This is a genomic window from Citrobacter sp. EC_71, from assembly GCF_019584005.1.
Classification (GTDB): Bacteria; Pseudomonadota; Gammaproteobacteria; order Enterobacterales; family Enterobacteriaceae; genus Citrobacter; species Citrobacter werkmanii.
This window is the reverse complement of sequence record NZ_VDAY01000009.1, coordinates 149,829-166,158: the sequence shown is the minus strand read 5'-3', so window position 1 is coordinate 166,158 and position 16,330 is coordinate 149,829. Positions and strand designations below refer to the sequence as shown.

Annotated in this window: 17 protein-coding genes; 11 read left to right on the top strand and 6 right to left on the bottom strand. The window is 52.9% G+C overall.

The features are described 5' to 3' along the window. The first annotated feature begins 20 nt into the window (after positions 1 to 20). From rnr to FHD02_RS12390, 3 genes are all read left to right on the top strand, one after another. Complete coding sequence (rnr, locus tag FHD02_RS12400; protein ID WP_137397583.1) at positions 21 to 2,483, top strand: ribonuclease R; 2,463 nt, start codon at positions 21 to 23, stop codon at positions 2,481 to 2,483. A 72-nt stretch (positions 2,484 to 2,555) separates the two neighbouring features. Then, positions 2,556 to 3,287, top strand: coding sequence for a 23S rRNA (guanosine(2251)-2'-O)-methyltransferase RlmB (gene rlmB / locus FHD02_RS12395; protein WP_220393911.1), 732 nt, complete (start codon positions 2,556 to 2,558; stop codon positions 3,285 to 3,287). Between the two features lie 120 nt (positions 3,288 to 3,407). Next, complete coding sequence (locus FHD02_RS12390) at positions 3,408 to 5,030, top strand: isovaleryl-CoA dehydrogenase (protein WP_220393910.1); 1,623 nt, start codon at positions 3,408 to 3,410, stop codon at positions 5,028 to 5,030. Between the two features lie 87 nt (positions 5,031 to 5,117). On the opposite strand, the gene yjfN is transcribed toward FHD02_RS12390, so the two are convergent. Together yjfN and bsmA are read right to left on the bottom strand one after the other, a co-directional pair. Further along, positions 5,118 to 5,393: a DUF1471 family protease activator YjfN gene (gene yjfN / locus FHD02_RS12385; RefSeq protein WP_077223936.1), complete on the bottom strand. Its 276-nt coding sequence runs from the start codon at positions 5,391 to 5,393 to the stop codon at positions 5,118 to 5,120. Between the two features lie 147 nt (positions 5,394 to 5,540). After that, positions 5,541 to 5,870, bottom strand: a complete 330-nt coding sequence (gene bsmA / locus FHD02_RS12380) for a biofilm peroxide resistance protein BsmA (protein ID WP_038636544.1) — start codon at positions 5,868 to 5,870, stop codon at positions 5,541 to 5,543. Positions 5,871 to 6,051: 181 nt separating this feature from the next. On the opposite strand from bsmA, the gene yjfP reads away from it, so the two are divergent. After that, positions 6,052 to 6,801 (top strand): esterase, encoded by a 750-nt coding sequence (gene yjfP / locus FHD02_RS12375; protein WP_220393909.1) that lies wholly within the window; start codon positions 6,052 to 6,054, stop codon positions 6,799 to 6,801. Here yjfP and ulaR read toward each other — a convergent pair. Next, complete coding sequence (ulaR, locus tag FHD02_RS12370; RefSeq protein WP_042312798.1) at positions 6,798 to 7,553, bottom strand: HTH-type transcriptional regulator UlaR; 756 nt, start codon at positions 7,551 to 7,553, stop codon at positions 6,798 to 6,800. The two genes, yjfP and ulaR, sit on opposite strands and share 4 nt — an antisense overlap. A gap of 107 nt (positions 7,554 to 7,660) precedes the next feature. After that, positions 7,661 to 8,725 carry an L-ascorbate 6-phosphate lactonase gene (gene ulaG / locus FHD02_RS12365; protein WP_038636551.1) on the bottom strand — a complete coding sequence of 355 codons (1,065 nt, stop codon included), beginning with the start codon at positions 8,723 to 8,725 and terminating at the stop codon, positions 7,661 to 7,663. Between the two features lie 366 nt (positions 8,726 to 9,091). Here ulaG and ulaA point away from each other — a divergent pair, with 366 nt between their 5' ends. Genes ulaA through FHD02_RS12335 form a run of 6 tightly spaced genes read left to right on the top strand, consistent with a single transcriptional unit; the run spans position 9,092 to position 13,502 of the window. Further along, a complete protein-coding gene (gene ulaA, locus FHD02_RS12360; RefSeq protein WP_040232971.1) occupies positions 9,092 to 10,489 on the top strand; it encodes a PTS ascorbate transporter subunit IIC in 1,398 nt (465 codons plus the stop codon). Between the two features lie 15 nt (positions 10,490 to 10,504). Then, on the top strand, positions 10,505 to 10,810 hold the full coding sequence (gene ulaB / locus FHD02_RS12355; RefSeq protein WP_137361582.1) for a PTS ascorbate transporter subunit IIB: 306 nt from the start codon (positions 10,505 to 10,507) through the stop codon (positions 10,808 to 10,810). A gap of 11 nt (positions 10,811 to 10,821) precedes the next feature. Then, positions 10,822 to 11,289 (top strand): PTS ascorbate transporter subunit IIA, encoded by a 468-nt coding sequence (gene ulaC / locus FHD02_RS12350; protein ID WP_038636563.1) that lies wholly within the window; start codon positions 10,822 to 10,824, stop codon positions 11,287 to 11,289. Positions 11,290 to 11,301: 12 nt separating this feature from the next. Next, positions 11,302 to 11,952 carry a 3-keto-L-gulonate-6-phosphate decarboxylase UlaD gene (gene ulaD, locus FHD02_RS12345; protein ID WP_137361581.1) on the top strand — a complete coding sequence of 217 codons (651 nt, stop codon included), beginning with the start codon at positions 11,302 to 11,304 and terminating at the stop codon, positions 11,950 to 11,952. Positions 11,953 to 11,961: 9 nt separating this feature from the next. Beyond that, positions 11,962 to 12,816 carry an L-ribulose-5-phosphate 3-epimerase gene (locus FHD02_RS12340; protein WP_220393908.1) on the top strand — a complete coding sequence of 285 codons (855 nt, stop codon included), beginning with the start codon at positions 11,962 to 11,964 and terminating at the stop codon, positions 12,814 to 12,816. After that, positions 12,816 to 13,502: an L-ribulose-5-phosphate 4-epimerase gene (locus FHD02_RS12335; RefSeq protein WP_061382735.1), complete on the top strand. Its 687-nt coding sequence runs from the start codon at positions 12,816 to 12,818 to the stop codon at positions 13,500 to 13,502. The genes FHD02_RS12340 and FHD02_RS12335 overlap by 1 nt, the downstream gene beginning before the upstream one ends. A 62-nt stretch (positions 13,503 to 13,564) precedes the next feature. On the opposite strand, the gene FHD02_RS12330 is transcribed toward FHD02_RS12335, so the two are convergent. Then, positions 13,565 to 14,758: an MFS transporter gene (locus tag FHD02_RS12330; protein WP_137351291.1), complete on the bottom strand. Its 1,194-nt coding sequence runs from the start codon at positions 14,756 to 14,758 to the stop codon at positions 13,565 to 13,567. Positions 14,759 to 14,928: 170 nt separating this feature from the next. Beyond that, positions 14,929 to 15,204 carry a DUF1471 family protein YjfY gene (gene yjfY / locus FHD02_RS12325; RefSeq protein WP_003025668.1) on the bottom strand — a complete coding sequence of 92 codons (276 nt, stop codon included), beginning with the start codon at positions 15,202 to 15,204 and terminating at the stop codon, positions 14,929 to 14,931. 298 nt (positions 15,205 to 15,502) lie between these two features. Between yjfY and FHD02_RS12320 the strand changes: the two genes are divergently transcribed. Beyond that, on the top strand, positions 15,503 to 16,267 hold the full coding sequence (locus tag FHD02_RS12320) for a TSUP family transporter (RefSeq protein WP_042312783.1): 765 nt from the start codon (positions 15,503 to 15,505) through the stop codon (positions 16,265 to 16,267). The last annotated feature ends 63 nt before the right edge of the window (positions 16,268 to 16,330 follow it).

Genomic DNA, 16,330 nt, shown 5'->3' with positions numbered 1-16,330 from the left:
ATGACAACGGAGGAACCGAGATGTCACAAGATCCTTTCCAGGAACGCGAAGCTGAAAAATACGCGAACCCTATCCCGAGCCGGGAATTTATCCTCGAACATTTAACTAAACGTGAAAAACCGGCCAACCGCGATGAGCTGGCCGCTGAACTCAACATTGAAGGTGAAGAACAGCAAGAAGCGCTGCGTCGTCGCCTGCGCGCGATGGAGCGTGACGGGCAACTGGTCTTCACTCGTCGTCAGTGCTACGCGCTGCCGGAACGTCTTGACCTGCTGAAAGGTACCGTTATTGGCCACCGTGATGGCTACGGCTTTCTGCGCGTCGAAGGCCGCAAAGATGACCTGTACCTGTCCAGCGAGCAGATGAAAACCTGCATTCATGGCGATCAGGTGCTGGCGCAGCCGCTGGGCGCGGACCGTAAAGGTCGTCGCGAAGCGCGTATTGTGCGCGTACTGGTGCCGAAAACCAGCCAGATTGTCGGCCGCTACTTCACCGACGCTGGGGTCGGGTTTGTCGTCCCGGACGACAGCCGCCTGAGCTTCGATATCCTTATTCCGCCGGAACAGGTGATGGGGGCTCGTATGGGCTTTGTGGTCGTGGTTGAGCTGACCCAGCGTCCAACCCGTCGCACCAAAGCGGTGGGTAAAATCGTTGAAGTATTGGGCGACAACATGGGCACCAGCATGGCTGTTGATATGGCCCTGCGTACCCACGAAATCCCGTATATCTGGCCACAGGCAGTCGAAAAACAGGTCGCCGGACTGAAAGAAGAAGTGCCGGAAGAAGCGAAAGTTGGACGTGTCGATCTACGCGATCTCCCGCTGGTCACTATTGATGGCGAAGATGCGCGTGACTTCGACGATGCGGTTTACTGCGAGAAGAAACGCGGCGGTGGCTGGCGTTTATGGGTGGCGATTGCTGACGTAAGCTATTACGTTCGTCCGCCGACTCCGCTGGATCAGGAAGCGCGCAGCCGTGGCACGTCTGTCTACTTCCCGTCGCAGGTTGTCCCGATGCTACCGGAAGTGCTGTCTAACGGATTGTGTTCGCTGAACCCGCAGGTAGATCGCCTGTGTATGGTATGCGAAATGACAATTTCGTCGAAAGGTCGGTTAACCGGCTTTAAATTCTACGAAGCGGTAATGAGTTCCCATGCGCGTCTGACCTACACCAAAGTCTGGCATATGCTGCAAGGCGATCAGGAACTGCGCGAGCAGTATGCGCCGTTAGTGAAACACATTGAAGAGCTGCATAATCTCTACAAAGTGCTGGATAAAGCCCGGGAAGAACGCGGCGGCATCTCGTTTGAAAGTGAAGAAGCGAAGTTTATCTTCAACGCTGAACGTCGTATCGAACGTATCGAGCAGACGCAGCGTAACGACGCGCACAAGCTGATTGAAGAGTGCATGATCATGGCGAACATCTCAGCGGCGCGATTCGTTGAGAAAGCCAAAGAGCCAGCGTTGTTCCGTATTCACGATAAGCCGACGACCGAAGCGATTACCTCCTTCCGTTCCGTACTGGCGGAACTGGGGCTGGAACTGCCTGGCGGCAATAAACCCGAGCCGCGTGATTACGCTGAACTGCTGGAGTCGATTGCCGACCGTCCTGACGCGGAAATGCTGCAAACTATGCTGCTGCGCTCGATGAAGCAGGCGATTTACGATCCGGAAAACCGGGGCCACTTTGGTCTGGCGCTGCAATCTTATGCGCACTTTACCTCGCCGATCCGTCGTTACCCGGATCTCTCTTTGCACCGTGCAATTAAATATTTACTGGCGCAGGAGCAGGGCCATAAAGGTAACACCACGGAAACGGGTGGCTACCATTATTCGATGGAAGAGATGCTGCAACTGGGCCAGCACTGTTCAATGGCCGAACGCCGTGCTGACGAAGCCACACGCGACGTCTCTGACTGGCTGAAGTGTGACTTCATGCTGGATCAGGTGGGTAACGTCTTTAAAGGCGTAATTGCCAGCGTGACCGGGTTTGGCTTCTTTGTCCGTCTTGATGAACTGTTTATCGACGGTCTGGTGCATGTTTCCTCCCTGGATAACGACTACTATCGCTTTGACCAGGTTGGGCAGCGCCTGACAGGTGAATCAAGCGGTCAGATGTATCGCCTGGGCGACCGCGTGGAAGTTCGCGTGGAAGCGGTCAACATGGACGAGCGTAAAATCGATTTCAGTTTGATCTCCAGCGAACGTGCGCCGCGCAATGAGGGCAAAACCGCACGTGAAAAAGCCAAAAAAGGCGATGCAGGTAAAAATACCGGTAAACGTCGTCAAATGGGTAAAAAGGTGAATTTCGAGCCGGACAGCGCTTTCCGCGGCGAGAAGAAAGGCAGAGCCAAACCTCAGGCGGATAAAAAAACGGCTGAGAAGAAAGGTGATAAAAAAGCGAAAAAGCCATCGGCAAAAACGCTTAAAATCGCTGCCGCCACCAAAGCTAAACGCGCGGCGAAAAAGAACGTCGCACAATAACAGCCATAAACTGTAAGTCGGGCAACTGTCATGTTGCCCGGCGTTACGCACAAACTATTAACGAGTACATTCATGAGTGAAATGATTTACGGCATCCACGCGGTGCAGGCTCTGCTGGAACGTGCGCCTGAGCGCTTCCAGGACGTCTTTATTCTCAAAGGCCGTGAAGATAAACGCCTGCTGCCGCTGATCCATGCCCTGGAAGCGCAGGGCGTTGTCATTCAGTTGGCTAACCGCCAGTTCCTGGATGAGAAAAGCGAGGGTGCGGTACATCAAGGGATTATTGCGCGCGTGAAGCCGGGTCGTCAGTATCAGGAGAACGATCTGCCGGATCTGATTGCCGCGCTCGATCAGCCGTTCTTTTTGATCCTCGATGGCGTCACCGATCCGCATAACCTGGGCGCATGCCTGCGTAGCGCGGATGCCGCTGGTGTACATGCGGTTATCGTACCGAAGGATCGCTCTGCACAGTTGAATGCGACGGCGAAAAAAGTGGCCTGTGGCGCAGCAGAAAGCGTGCCGCTGATCCGCGTAACTAACCTGGCGCGCACGATGCGTATGCTGCAGGAAGAGAATATCTGGATCGTCGGCACCGCTGGCGAAGCCGACCATACTCTCTATCAGAGCAAAATGACCGGACGTCTGGCGCTGGTCATGGGGGCGGAAGGTGAAGGTATGCGTCGTCTGACCCGCGAACATTGTGACGAACTGATCAGTATCCCGATGGCAGGGAGCGTTTCGTCGCTAAACGTTTCAGTCGCGACCGGCATCTGCCTGTTTGAGGCCGTTCGTCAGCGCGGCTAATTCATTCTCAATTTCTCTCAAGCCATCCTCTGGGATGGCTTTTTTGTGACCTTCATCCCAGGCACTCTCTTGTCTGGCTGGCCATACTTAATGGCGCAGCCGTTGAAGGAGGGAGACACAATGCACTGGCAAACGCATACCGTTTTTAACCAACCTGTACCGCTCAATAACAGTAACTTATACCTGTCCGATGGCGCCCTGTGTGAAGCGGTTATCCGCGAAGGAGCGGGCTGGGACAGCGATCTGTTGGCGAGTATTGGCCAGCAGCTAGGCACCGCGGAGTCGCTCGAACTGGGTCGCCTGGCAAATGCTTTTCCACCCGAACTTTTGCGTTACGACCCGCAGGGGCAGCGACTGGACGATGTGCGTTTCCATCCTGCCTGGCATTTGCTGATGCAGGGACTGTGCGCCAACCGCGTGCATAACCTTGCTTGGGAAGACGAAGCGCGGCAGGGAACATTTGTTGCCCGTGCGGCGCGTTTCATGCTGCATGCGCAGGTGGAGGCAGGCACTTTGTGTCCGGTGACCATGACCTTTGCCGCCACGCCGTTGTTACTGCAGATGCTACCTTCACAATTTCACGACTGGTTTACGCCGTTGCTAAGCGACCGTTATGACTCGCATTTACTGCCGGGTGGGCAAAAGCGTGGGCTGCTGATTGGCATGGGAATGACCGAGAAACAGGGGGGTTCAGATGTGCTGAGCAATACCACCCAGGCGGAACGCCTCGCAGACGGCTCGTATCGGTTGGTGGGACATAAGTGGTTTTTCTCCGTGCCGCAAAGTGATGCTCATTTGGTGCTGGCACAGGCAAAAGGAGGATTATCCTGCTTTTTTGTACCGCGATTTTTACCCGATGGACGGCGTAATGCCATCCGTCTGGAACGCCTGAAAGATAAGTTAGGCAATCGCTCCAATGCCAGCTGTGAGGTTGAGTTCCAGGATGCCATTGGCTGGTTGCTGGGCGAAGAAGGTGAAGGTATACGCCATATCCTGAAAATGGGCGGTATGACGCGTTTTGACTGCGCGCTCGGCAGCCATAGCATGATGCGACGTGCCTTTTCCGTGGCGATTTATCATGCGCACCAACGACAGGTATTTGGCAAGCCATTGATTGAACAGCCGATGATGCGCCAGGTCTTAAGCCGAATGGCGCTCCAGTTGGAAGGCCAGACCGCGTTACTGTTTCGGCTGGCACGGGCCTGGGACCGCCGCGCTGATGCCAAAGAAGCGCTGTGGGCTCGGTTGTTTACGCCAGCGGCGAAATATTCTGTCTGCAAAAGCGGGATGCCGTTTGTCGCTGAGGCGATGGAAGTATTGGGTGGAGCTGGCTATTGCGAGGAGAGTGAGTTGCCGCGTCTGTACCGTGAGATGCCGGTAAACAGTATCTGGGAAGGCTCCGGCAACATTATGTGCCTTGATGTATTGCGGGTGCTGACAAAACAACCCGGTATTTACGATATGCTCAGCGAAGCCTTTGCCGAGGTCAAAGGACAGGATCGTCATTACGATCGGATGGTTCGTCAGTTGCAGCAACACCTGCGTAAACCCAGTGAAGAATTGGGCCGGGAGATTACGCAGCAGCTTTTCCTGCTCGGTTGCGGGGCGCAAATGTTGCGTTATGCCTCTCCGCCAGTGGCGCAGGCCTGGTGTCAGATGATGTTGGATACGCGTGGTGGACGACGAGTGTCTGAACAGGTACAGAACGATCTGTTGCTACGGGCAACGGGAGGAGTAGGGTAATAATATGCCTGATGGCGACGCTGGCGCGTCTTATCATGATGCCTACGTTAACGTAGGCCGGATAAGTTTACGCCATCCGGCATTCTGTTACGCATAGAGTATGGCCTGGACGCGCCAGTTATCGGGGTGCTGATCTTCATACATTTGAATGATCCGATACCATGAGGCGCCTTGTTCATCCGCTTTTAACGCAACGACGCGTTCTACATCCTGCGGATTTCCTGCAATGTTACTGACGGATATCAGCCCTATTTCGTTCAGGCCGGTAACACAGTCAGCACTGGCGAACTCGGCAGACTGCGCCGTAGTACCTACCAGTCCGGTAGAAAGCAGCAGTGAGGATAAGGCTAGTGATTGTTTCATCGTCAGCTCCATTATTCGTACCCCTACACACGGCAGGGCATTCCATCGCGATAATAAACCTCAAGCTTCCTGCTGTTGGTTTATTGTGCACAGGTAAACGCATAGGGGCGCAAAGCAATGTAAAGCTGACTAAATTTCAAGCCAATGTTATTTACGATACAAAATCGCTTGTGAATACCATTGGCCTGTCACAATGGTCTCATCGACTAATAAGACCACATAATAATCAGCTTTTGCCGCGACGGCTTTGTCGCGGATTTCAGCCAGCGCATCATCCGGTGAGCCTCTTACCAGTGCGCTGACCGTCCCTATTCGCTGTAACCCATTACTCTGGTTACGGCGGATCTCCTGCGGGTGGTCGGCAACGGGCGGTGCGGGTTGCGGCGTTCCCTGTAGCACGCTACAGGCGCTTAAAAATAAAACCAACAACAAAGAGGCAAACCGACGCATAACTCTATCTCGTTTCCTGATAGCCATAGTGTAGTGCCTTATTAATTTCGCTTTAGGGGAATGTTCCCGAATTGTTATCTCTCACGCGATTTTCGAATGAAAATGTTGCGAAAGCGTAACCCAGTTCTCAACATTATGAATCATTGTCGAACACATTCGCTTGCGTTAAGTATTGCTGCATGGCATACCAGAAAGAAAGAGGCGACAAATGATCGAAATTGAAACACGACAGTTGGCGGGTATCCCTGTTCTGCACGCCGTTCCGGCCGGCAAACGCGACTGTTCACTCCCCTGTATTATTTTTTATCACGGATTTACATCTTCCAGCCTGGTCTACAGCTATTTTGCCGTTGCTCTGGCTCAGACCGGATTCCGGGTAGTGATGCCAGATGCGCCAGACCATGGTGCCCGCTTCAAGGGTGACGCACAGGGGCGGATATACCGCTTTTGGCACATATTGCAGCAAAACATGCAGGAGTTTTCGACGTTACGTGCGGCGCTGGTAGCAGAAAATTGGTTGTCAGATGAACGGCTTGCCGTAGGCGGGGCGTCAATGGGGGGAATGACGGCCCTGGGCATTATGGCCCGCTATCCCGAGGTTAAATGTGTAGCCAGCCTGATGGGTTCGGGCTACTTTACCCGGCTTGCGCAGACGCTTTTTCCGCCTTTATTGGTCCAGGCACCAATACAGCAGGCTGAGTTTGATGCCCTCATCGCGCCGCTGGCCGAATGGGAAGTGACGCACCAGTTGCCACGCCTGGCCGACAGGCCGTTGCTGCTATGGCACGGGCAGGAAGATGATGTGGTACCGGCCGTTGAAACCTTCCGCTTACAGCAGGCGCTGATTCAGGCCGGTCTGGACAATAATTTGACCTGCCTGTGGGAAGCAGGCGTACGCCACCGCATTACGCCAGAAGCGCTGGCTGCGACGGTGACGTTTTTCCGCCAGCACCTTTAAACGCGCATAATGCTCACGCCCTGAGCTTCGAGCTGTTGCAGGATCTCAGGGTTCGCATTTTTGCCGGTAATCAGCATATCGATTTGATCGGCGCGGCTGAACAGCATCCCCGCGCGTTCACCGACCTTACTGCTATCGACCAACACCACCAGTTTGCCCACCACGTTAAGCATCTTCTGCTCCGCCATCGCGGTCAGCATATCGGTTTTATACAGTCCATCTGCGGTCAACCCTTTGCCGCTGGTGAACATCCAGTGCCCGGCATACAGGCTATTTTCACTACCTTGCGGGCTAAGCGTGATGGATTGGCTTTTGTTGTATTGCCCTCCCATGATGATCACGCTCTCATGCTCCTGGTCGATCAAATAGTTCGCCAGCGGCAGATAATTAGTGATGATCTGCACTGGCTTGCCGCACATTTCACGTCCGAGCAGGAAGGCGGTCGAGCCGCAGTTGATCACCACGCTTTCACCCGCATTCACCAGTTGGGATGCGGCCTTGGCAATACGAACTTTTTCATCGTGGTTCTGTGCCTGGTGCAGATTCATTGGCGTCCAGCGCGGGCGCTGCTGAGTGATGGCTTCTGCGCCGTTGCGAACTTTCTTGAGTTTGCCGCTTTCGTCGAGTTTGTTGATATCCCGGCGGGCTGTGGCGGGTGAAATACCCAGGCGCTCAATTACGTTCTCAACGGTAACAAAGCCCAACTGCGCCAGCATATCCAGCAATATTTGATGTCTTTGTGCTTCAGTCATGAGCTATTCCGATACAAATTGATTTGAAAAGATGATATTTGAAATAGCCTGGAAATACTAAAGTAAATGGGAAAAAATGCCGGGTTAGGCCCGGCATTTGGTGTGGATCACAAGAAGGATTTAAACGGTAGATCCGGTTCAATCGTGAAACAATCATCAAAGCCGCGTGGATAGTGGTATTCAAAGTTATCTTTATCCAGCGGCCAGGTGAATTTGCCACCGACCTGCCAGATAAATGGCTTAAAGCCATACTTCAGACGATCTTTTTTCATCTCCCACAATACGCGAATCTCCTGAGGGTCGGCCTGGAAATTTGACCAGATGTCATGATGGAAGGGGATGACGACTTTTGTATTCAACGCTTCCGCCATACGCAGCATGTCGGAGCTGGTCATCTTGTCGGTAATGCCACGCGGGTTTTCGCCATAGGATCCGAGCGCGACGTCGATCTGATGCTCGTTGCCGTGTTTTGCATAATAGTTGGAGTAGTGGGAGTCGCCGCTGTGATACAGCGTGCCGCCTGGCGTTTTGAACAGATAGTTAACGGCGCGCGCGTCCATGCCGTCCGGCAGCACGCCCGCCGCTTTCTGATCGGCGGGGAGAGTGATCAACGCGGTACGATCAAACGCATCAAGCGCGTGAATTTCAATATCTTTCACTTTAACCACATCGCCAGGTTTTACCACGATGCAGCGATCTTTCGGCACGCCCCAGCCGACCCACAGATCCACACAGGTTTGTGGCCCAATAAACGGCACGTCGTCCGCGCAGTTCTGCATGACCGCAGCCGCGACATTGACGTCGATGTGATCGTTATGATCGTGCGTAGCCAGCACCGCATCGATCTGACGAATGGCAAACGGATCAAGCACAAACGGCGTGGTACGCAGGTTTGGCTGCAGTTTCTTCACGCCCGCCATGCGTTGCATCTGGTGACCGGTTTTCATCAGCGGATTACCGTGACTTTGCTTACCTGTTCCGCACCAGAAATCGACGCAGACGTTAGTCCCGCCTTCTGACTTTAGCCAAATTCCGGTACAGCCAAGCCACCACATAGCAAAGGTGCCAGGTGCGACCTGTTCCTGTTCGATCTCTTCATTCAGCCAGCTTCCCCACTCCGGGAATGTGCTCAGAATCCATGATTCGCGCGTGATGCTTTTTACTTTACTCATCGCATTTACCTTCATGTTGGTTCAAATTAAATCAAATTATGATTTGTTTTGATTGATACTGACATCAATTTATCAAGAAGGCAATGCGTGGATTTTTCTGATTCCGTCGTAAAGCGTCTATAACTCACAACGTAACGGGATGCTTTGCAGGAATCTATTTCTGTATTTTATTGTTTTTATAAGTTTTATTTTTTTCTCTATGAATGCTCAATAAAACCCTGTCTCGGGTAAGAGATTTATTTGCGTACTCCATCACATTTAATCAAATTCAATCTTGTTGTGATTACTTTTGAAAATTAGAGTGGGGACACAACATCCTGAGCATCTGTAATGAATGTTCAGCAACTTCGTCTACTGGAGATCGTTATGGAGATCCTCTACAACATCTTTACCGTCTTTTTTAATCAGGTCATGACCAACGCGCCGTTGCTGTTGGGTATTGTGACCTGCCTCGGCTACATCCTGTTGCGCAAAAGCGTCAGCGTTATTATCAAAGGCACGATCAAAACGATTATCGGTTTTATGCTGCTGCAGGCGGGATCGGGCATTCTGACCAGCACGTTTAAACCGGTAGTGGCGAAGATGTCCGAGGTTTACGGTATCAATGGTGCGATTTCCGATACCTATGCCTCCATGATGGCAACCATCGAACGAATGGGGGATGCCTACAGTTGGGTAGGGTACGCCGTATTGTTGGCGCTGGCGCTGAACATTTGTTACGTACTGCTACGGCGTATTACCGGCATTCGCACCATCATGCTCACCGGGCACATCATGTTCCAGCAGGCGGGCTTGATTGCGGTTTCTTTCTATATATTCGGCTACTCCATGTGGACCACCATTATCTGCACGGCGGTGCTGGTGTCGCTCTACTGGGGGATTACCTCCAATATGATGTACAAGCCGACACAGGAAGTGACCGACGGCTGCGGTTTTTCCATCGGTCACCAGCAGCAGTTCGCTTCATGGATTGCCTACAAAGTCGCGCCTTATCTGGGTAAAAAAGAGGAGAGCGTAGAAGATCTCAAACTGCCTGGCTGGCTGAATATCTTCCATGACAACATCGTTTCGACCGCGATTGTCATGACCATTTTCTTCGGGGCGATCCTGCTCTCTTTCGGCATTGATGTGGTTCAGGCAATGGCGGGGAAAACGCACTGGACAGTGTACATCCTGCAGACCGGTTTTTCGTTTGCCGTCGCGATCTTCATCATCACCCAGGGCGTACGTATGTTCGTCGCCGAACTTTCAGAAGCGTTCAACGGTATCTCGCAGCGTCTGATTCCCGGTGCGGTATTGGCGATTGACTGTGCGGCGATATACAGCTTTGCTCCCAACGCGGTGGTGTGGGGCTTCATGTGGGGCACCATCGGCCAACTGATTGCGGTCGGCATCCTCGTGGGCTGCGGCTCTTCCATCCTGATAATCCCCGGCTTTATCCCGATGTTTTTCTCTAATGCCACTATCGGCGTGTTTGCTAATCACTTTGGCGGCTGGCGCGCGGCGCTCAAGATTTGTCTGGTGATGGGGATGATTGAAATCTTTGGCTGCGTCTGGGCGGTGAAACTCACCGGTATGAGCGCCTGGATGGGGATGGCGGACTGGTCAATTCTGGCGCCGCCGATGATGCAGGGCTTTGCCTCCATCGGCATCGTATTTATGGCCGTCATTATTCTGATTGCACTGGCTTATATGTTTTTCGCAGGACGCACGTTGCGCGCTGAGGAAGACGCAGAAAAACAACTGGCAGAACACTCTGCTTAATAAGGAGTTCCGATTATGACCGTACGTATTCTGGCTGTGTGTGGCAATGGGCAGGGCAGTTCCATGATCATGAAGATGAAAGTGGACCAGTTTTTAATCCAGTCAAATATTGACCATACGGTGAACAGCTGCGCAGTGGGTGAGTACAAAAGTGAACTGAACGGCGCGGATATCATCATCGCCTCTACCCATATTGCCGGTGAAATTACCGTAACTGGCAATAAATATGTTGTTGGCGTACGCAACATGCTGTCGCCCGCCGATTTTGGACCAAAACTGCTGGAAGTGATCAAAGCGCATTTCCCTCAGGACGTGAAGTAAGGACACGGCATATGAAATTACGTGATTCGCTGGCAGATAATAACGCCATCCTTCTACAGGCTGAGGCCAACACCTGGCAGGAAGCGGTAAAGCTGGGCGTCGATTTGCTGGTTAAGGCTGACGTGGTTGAACCGCGCTACTACCAGGCCATTCTTGATGGGGTAGAACAGTTCGGTCCGTACTTTGTGATTGCCCCAGGACTGGCGATGCCGCACGGTCGCCCGGAAGAAGGCGTGAAGAAGACCGGCTTTGCGCTGGTGACGCTGAAAACCCCGCTGGTGTTTAACCACGAAGATAACGACCCGGTAGACATTTTGATCACGATGGCGGCGGTCGACGCCAACACGCATCAGGAAGTGGGCATCATGCAGATCGTGAATCTGTTTGACGATGAAGCCAATTTCGACCGTTTACGTGCCTGCCGCACCGCGCAGGAAGTGCTGGATTTAATTGATAACGCCACTGCGGCGGCTGTTTAAAAGGATACCGAAATGTCATTACCTATGTTGCAGGTTGCGCTGGATAACCAATCAATGTCTTCTGCGTACGAAACGACGCGTCTGATCGCCGAAGAGGTCGATATTATTGAGGTGGGCACCATTCTTTGTGTTGCTGAGGGCGTACGTGCCGTACGTGACCTGAAGGCGCTCTACCCGCATAAAATTGTGCTGGCGGACGCCAAAATCGCCGATGCGGGTAAAATCCTCTCCCGCATGTGTTTCGAAGCTAACGCTGATTGGGTCACTGTCATCTGCTGTGCGGATATCAATACCACCAAAGGTGCGCTCGAGGTGGCGAAAGAATTTAACGGCGACGTACAGATTGAACTGACCGGTTACTGGACCTGGGAACAGGCTCAGGAGTGGCGTGATGCGGGTATCGGGCAGGTTGTATATCATCGCAGTCGTGATGCGCAGGCCGCAGGTGTGGCGTGGGGAGAAGCGGATATCAGTGCCATCAAACGCCTGTCTGATATGGGCTTTAAAGTCACCGTAACCGGCGGCCTGGCGTTGGAGGATCTGCCGCTGTTCCAGGGGATCCCAATTCACGTGTTTATAGCTGGTCGCAGTATTCGTGATGCCGCTTCTCCGGTTGAGGCTGCGCGTCAGTTCAAATGTTCCATCGCCCAGTTGTGGGGCTAAGGAGCGACTATGTTGTCGAAACAGGTCCCGCTCGGTATTTATGAAAAAGCGCTCCCCGGAGGGGAGTGCTGGCTGGATCGCTTGCGGCTGGCGAAAGAGTTAGGTTTTGACTTTGTCGAAATGTCGGTTGATGAAACCGACGCCCGCCTTGCGCGCCTTGACTGGGGCCGCGAGCAGCGTCTGGCGCTGGTGGCCGCCATCGCCGAAACGGGAGTACGCATCCCTTCTATGTGCCTGAGCGCTCACCGCCGTTTCCCGCTGGGGAGCGAAGATGATGCGGTGCGCGATCAGGGACTGGCGATCATGCGGAAAGCCATTCAGTTTGCGCAGGATATTGGTATTCGCGTGATTCAACTGGCGGGTTATGACGTCTATTACCAGCAGGCCAATAACGAAACGCGTCGTCGATTTCGCGAGGGGCTAAAAGAGAGCGTTGAGATGGCGAGTCGCGCGCAGGTGACGCTGGCGATGGAAATCATGGATTATCCGTTGATGAATTCGATCAGTAAGGCGCTGGGTTATGCCCACTATCTCAATAATCCGTGGTTCCAGCTGTATCCCGATATTGGCAATTTGTCAGCGTGGGATAACGATGTACAGATGGAGTTACAGGCTGGAATAGGCCATATCGTGGCTGTCCACGTGAAGGACACCAAACCCGGCGTGTTCAAAAATGTGCCGTTTGGTGAAGGCGTTGTCGATTTTGAACGTTGTTTTACGACTCTCAAACAGAGTGGGTATTGCGGGCCATACCTGATTGAGATGTGGAGTGAAACGACGGACGATCCGGTGCATGAGGTGGCGAAGGCGCGCGATTGGGTGAAAGCGCGGATGGCCAGCGCAGGTCTGGTGGAGGCGGTGTAATGCAAAAACTTAAACAGCAGGTTTTTGAAGCCAACATGGATCTGCCGCGTTATGGGCTGGTGACGTTTACCTGGGGTAACGTCAGCGCCATCGACCGCGAACGGGGGCTGGTGGTGATTAAGCCCAGCGGCGTCGACTATCAAACGATGCAGGTTGACGACATGGTGATCGTGGATTTGGATGGCAATGTGGTGGAAGGACGCTATCGTCCTTCTTCCGACACCGCCACTCATCTGGCGCTGTATCATCGCTATTCCTCTCTCGGCGGCGTGGTGCATACCCACTCAACCCACGCGACGGCGTGGGCGCAGGCAGGGCGGGCAATTCCGGCACTCGGCACGACGCATGCGGATTACTTCTTTGGTGATATCCCATGCACGAGGGCATTAACTGAAGCAGAGGTTCAGGGCGAGTATGAGCTGAATACCGGCAAGGTGATTATCGAAACGCTGGGGAACGTGGAGCCTCTCCATACGCCCGGCGTGGTGGTGTATCAGCATGGCCCGTTTGCCTGGGGTAAAGATGCTCACGACGCGGTACACAACGCTGTGGTGATGGAAGAGGTCGCAAAAATGGCATGGATTGCGCGTGGCATTAATCCGGCCCTCAGCCCCATCGACAGTTATCTGATGAATAAACACTTCATGCGTAAGCACGGCCCAAACGCCTACTACGGGCAGAAGTAACGTCTTTGCCCCGGACAACGTGCATCTACGGATGTGCGTCACCGATCTGTTCGGGGCAATCTTCAGCGTTGCTGGTAAGCCGCTGGCGTAAATCGCATTCCTGCTAAAACTATCGCACAAATGGCAGCACCAGCGTAAAACGTCGAGGCTGCGCCCAACGTTTCCCACAGAATGCCCGCGCCGGTACTGGCTAACAGCAGGGCGATGCCACTGATCAGATTAAACATACCGAAGGCCGTACCGCGTAGTTCTGCTGGCGCGGTATGCGCAATCATGGCAGCCAGCAACCCTTGCGTCATGCCCATATGAATCCCCCACAATCCCACGCCTATCAGCAACGTGCTCCAGTGGTGACTCAGCGCCAGAGTGATATCCGCCGCGATCAGGACCAGCAGGCCCGCCTGTAACATGCGGGTGTGGTTCATGCTGTCAGACATTTTACCAAAAGGATAAGCCGACAGACTGTAGACCAGATTCATGGCGACCATCACCAGCGGAATGGCAAACAGCGGGATATCCATTTGATATGCGCGCAACACGAGAAACGCTTCGCTAAAGCGGGCGAGCGTGAAGAGCGCGCCCAGTCCCACGACCCACCAGTAGGCTGCACTCAACTTTTTCAGGTTTTCCCGTCGTAACGGATTGGTGCGTTTATCAGTGACGGGGGTTTTCGGTTCACTCAGGCCAAACCATAGCAGGGCGATAGAGAGCACCCCAGGGATGACGGCAACCCAGAAGATAGTGTGAAAATCGTTGTTCCATAGCAGCATTAGCCCGACGGCGAGCAGGGGGCCCAGAAATGCGCCAATGGTATCCAAAGACTGGCGCAGACCATAAGCGGCGCCGCGGATTTCGGACGGGGTGACATCCGCGACTAACGCATCCCTGGGAGCGCCGCGAATACCTTTACCCACACGATCAATCATGCGAGCGCTGAGTACCATGCCTGATGAGCCCGCCATCGCGAACAGAGGCTTACTCAGCGCCCCCAAACCATAACCGAGCATCGCCAGCCCTTTGCGCTTTCCCAGATAATCACTGAGAACGCCGGAAAAAACCTTAATGATCAGCGCGGTGGCTTCAGCTAATCCTTCAATCAGGCCAATGATAATGACGCTGGCTCCCAGCGTGGTTGCCATAAACAACGGCAGCAGGCTATGGATCATTTCGGAGGAGACATCCATAAGCAGACTCACGCCGCCCAGCACCCAAACGCCTTTTGGTATGCGATTCAGCGTCGCATAGCGTGCAAACATGGTTTCGCCCCAGAGTATCAGTTCGGTAATGCTTTATTTAATCAGTAAATGATGACCAGGATAAGATACAAAGAAAAATAATTCTCATTTACCGGATGTGCAAAAAAAAGCCCCCGGTGAGGGGGGCAAGTCAAACGGTGGCAATGTTCTCGTTGGTTATTTGCGGGTAGCTAGCGATAAATATCCGCACTGGCGTGCATATTTCCGTTACTACCGGGCTCCCTGGTGAGGATCACGTGGTAGTATGTTGCGCCTTGCGCATCGGTCTCTTCATTCAGGGCCTGAGTGGCTTCACTTTCAGTGGCGAAGTTATGATTTATGTAAATAACGCCTAAGCTCTGCACATCATCCATATTCCTGGCCTGATGATTGTCAATTTTGATGGCTGCCGTTGCATTTGCACTGAGCAAAAGCACAGCCAGAAGGGTCAAAACACGGGCTCGCATATGTACCTCCTCGACTGCGGTCTCTGGTTGCCTCTCTCCTGTGAGTGATGAGCTTCTGATGTAATTTTAACCGCTACCGGCGCAGGCGTTAGCGACCATTTCTGATGCAGTTGTTCAAAAAATTACCGCATACCCGCCTTTTCTTTTATTTACAGGTAACTGATAGATACCGCTGCGTTAAAAAATACCTGTATTTCGCGCACAAGCTCATACCAAATAGTCAATTTAAACGGATGGATACCCTGTTTATAGTGAGCCGTATAATTAATATAACTTTATGATAATAAGGCAAAAACTTATGGATACTTCATTCATGGATTTCAGCTACTTCGTGATTATGTTTATGGTCGCACTGGTGGCTGGCTTTATTAACGTGGTGTCGGGCGGCGGTGGGTTTCTCTCTATTGGCGCACTGTTAATTTCTGGTTTACCCCCGGCGAATGCGCTGGCAACCAACAAAATTCAGGCGCTGGGCAGTTCGCTAACCTCCGGGATTTACTTTTTACGCCGGGGACATATCAACGTGCAGGAGCACAAGTATGTATTCCTGTCTGCTTTTATCGGCTCAGCGTTAGGCACGACGCTCATTCAGTTCATTGAACCGGAGGTGTTGAAAAAACTGCTTCCGGTACTGATTATCGCCGTCGCCATCTACTTTATTTCCGCTCCCAACCTCAGCGAACCGAAGAGAAAGCAGCAGGTATCCCTGTTTTTCTTTTCCCTGATCTGCGGCGGCTGCATTGGCTTTTATGATGGATTTCTTGGCGCTGGTGCCGGCTCCTTTTATACGCTCTGCTATATCCTGTTGTGGGGATACAGCATCGATAAGGCGCAAATTCACTCGAATTTTATTAACCTTGCATCGAACATCGCCTCGATTTTGTTCTTCATTTTCGGCGGCAAAATGATCTGGTCGCTGGGACTGGTGATGTTTGCCGGGCAGTCCCTCGGCGCGCGCCTTGGCGCAACGGTGGTACTGACGCGCGGGAAGAAAGTTATCCGGCCGATGATTGTCATTGTCTCTATTTGCATCAGCGTCAAGATGCTGCTGGATATGTATTAATCGCGGCATGGTAAATAATCGTACAAGTACCTTGAGTTTACCGTCTGACCCCAGTATTATGAC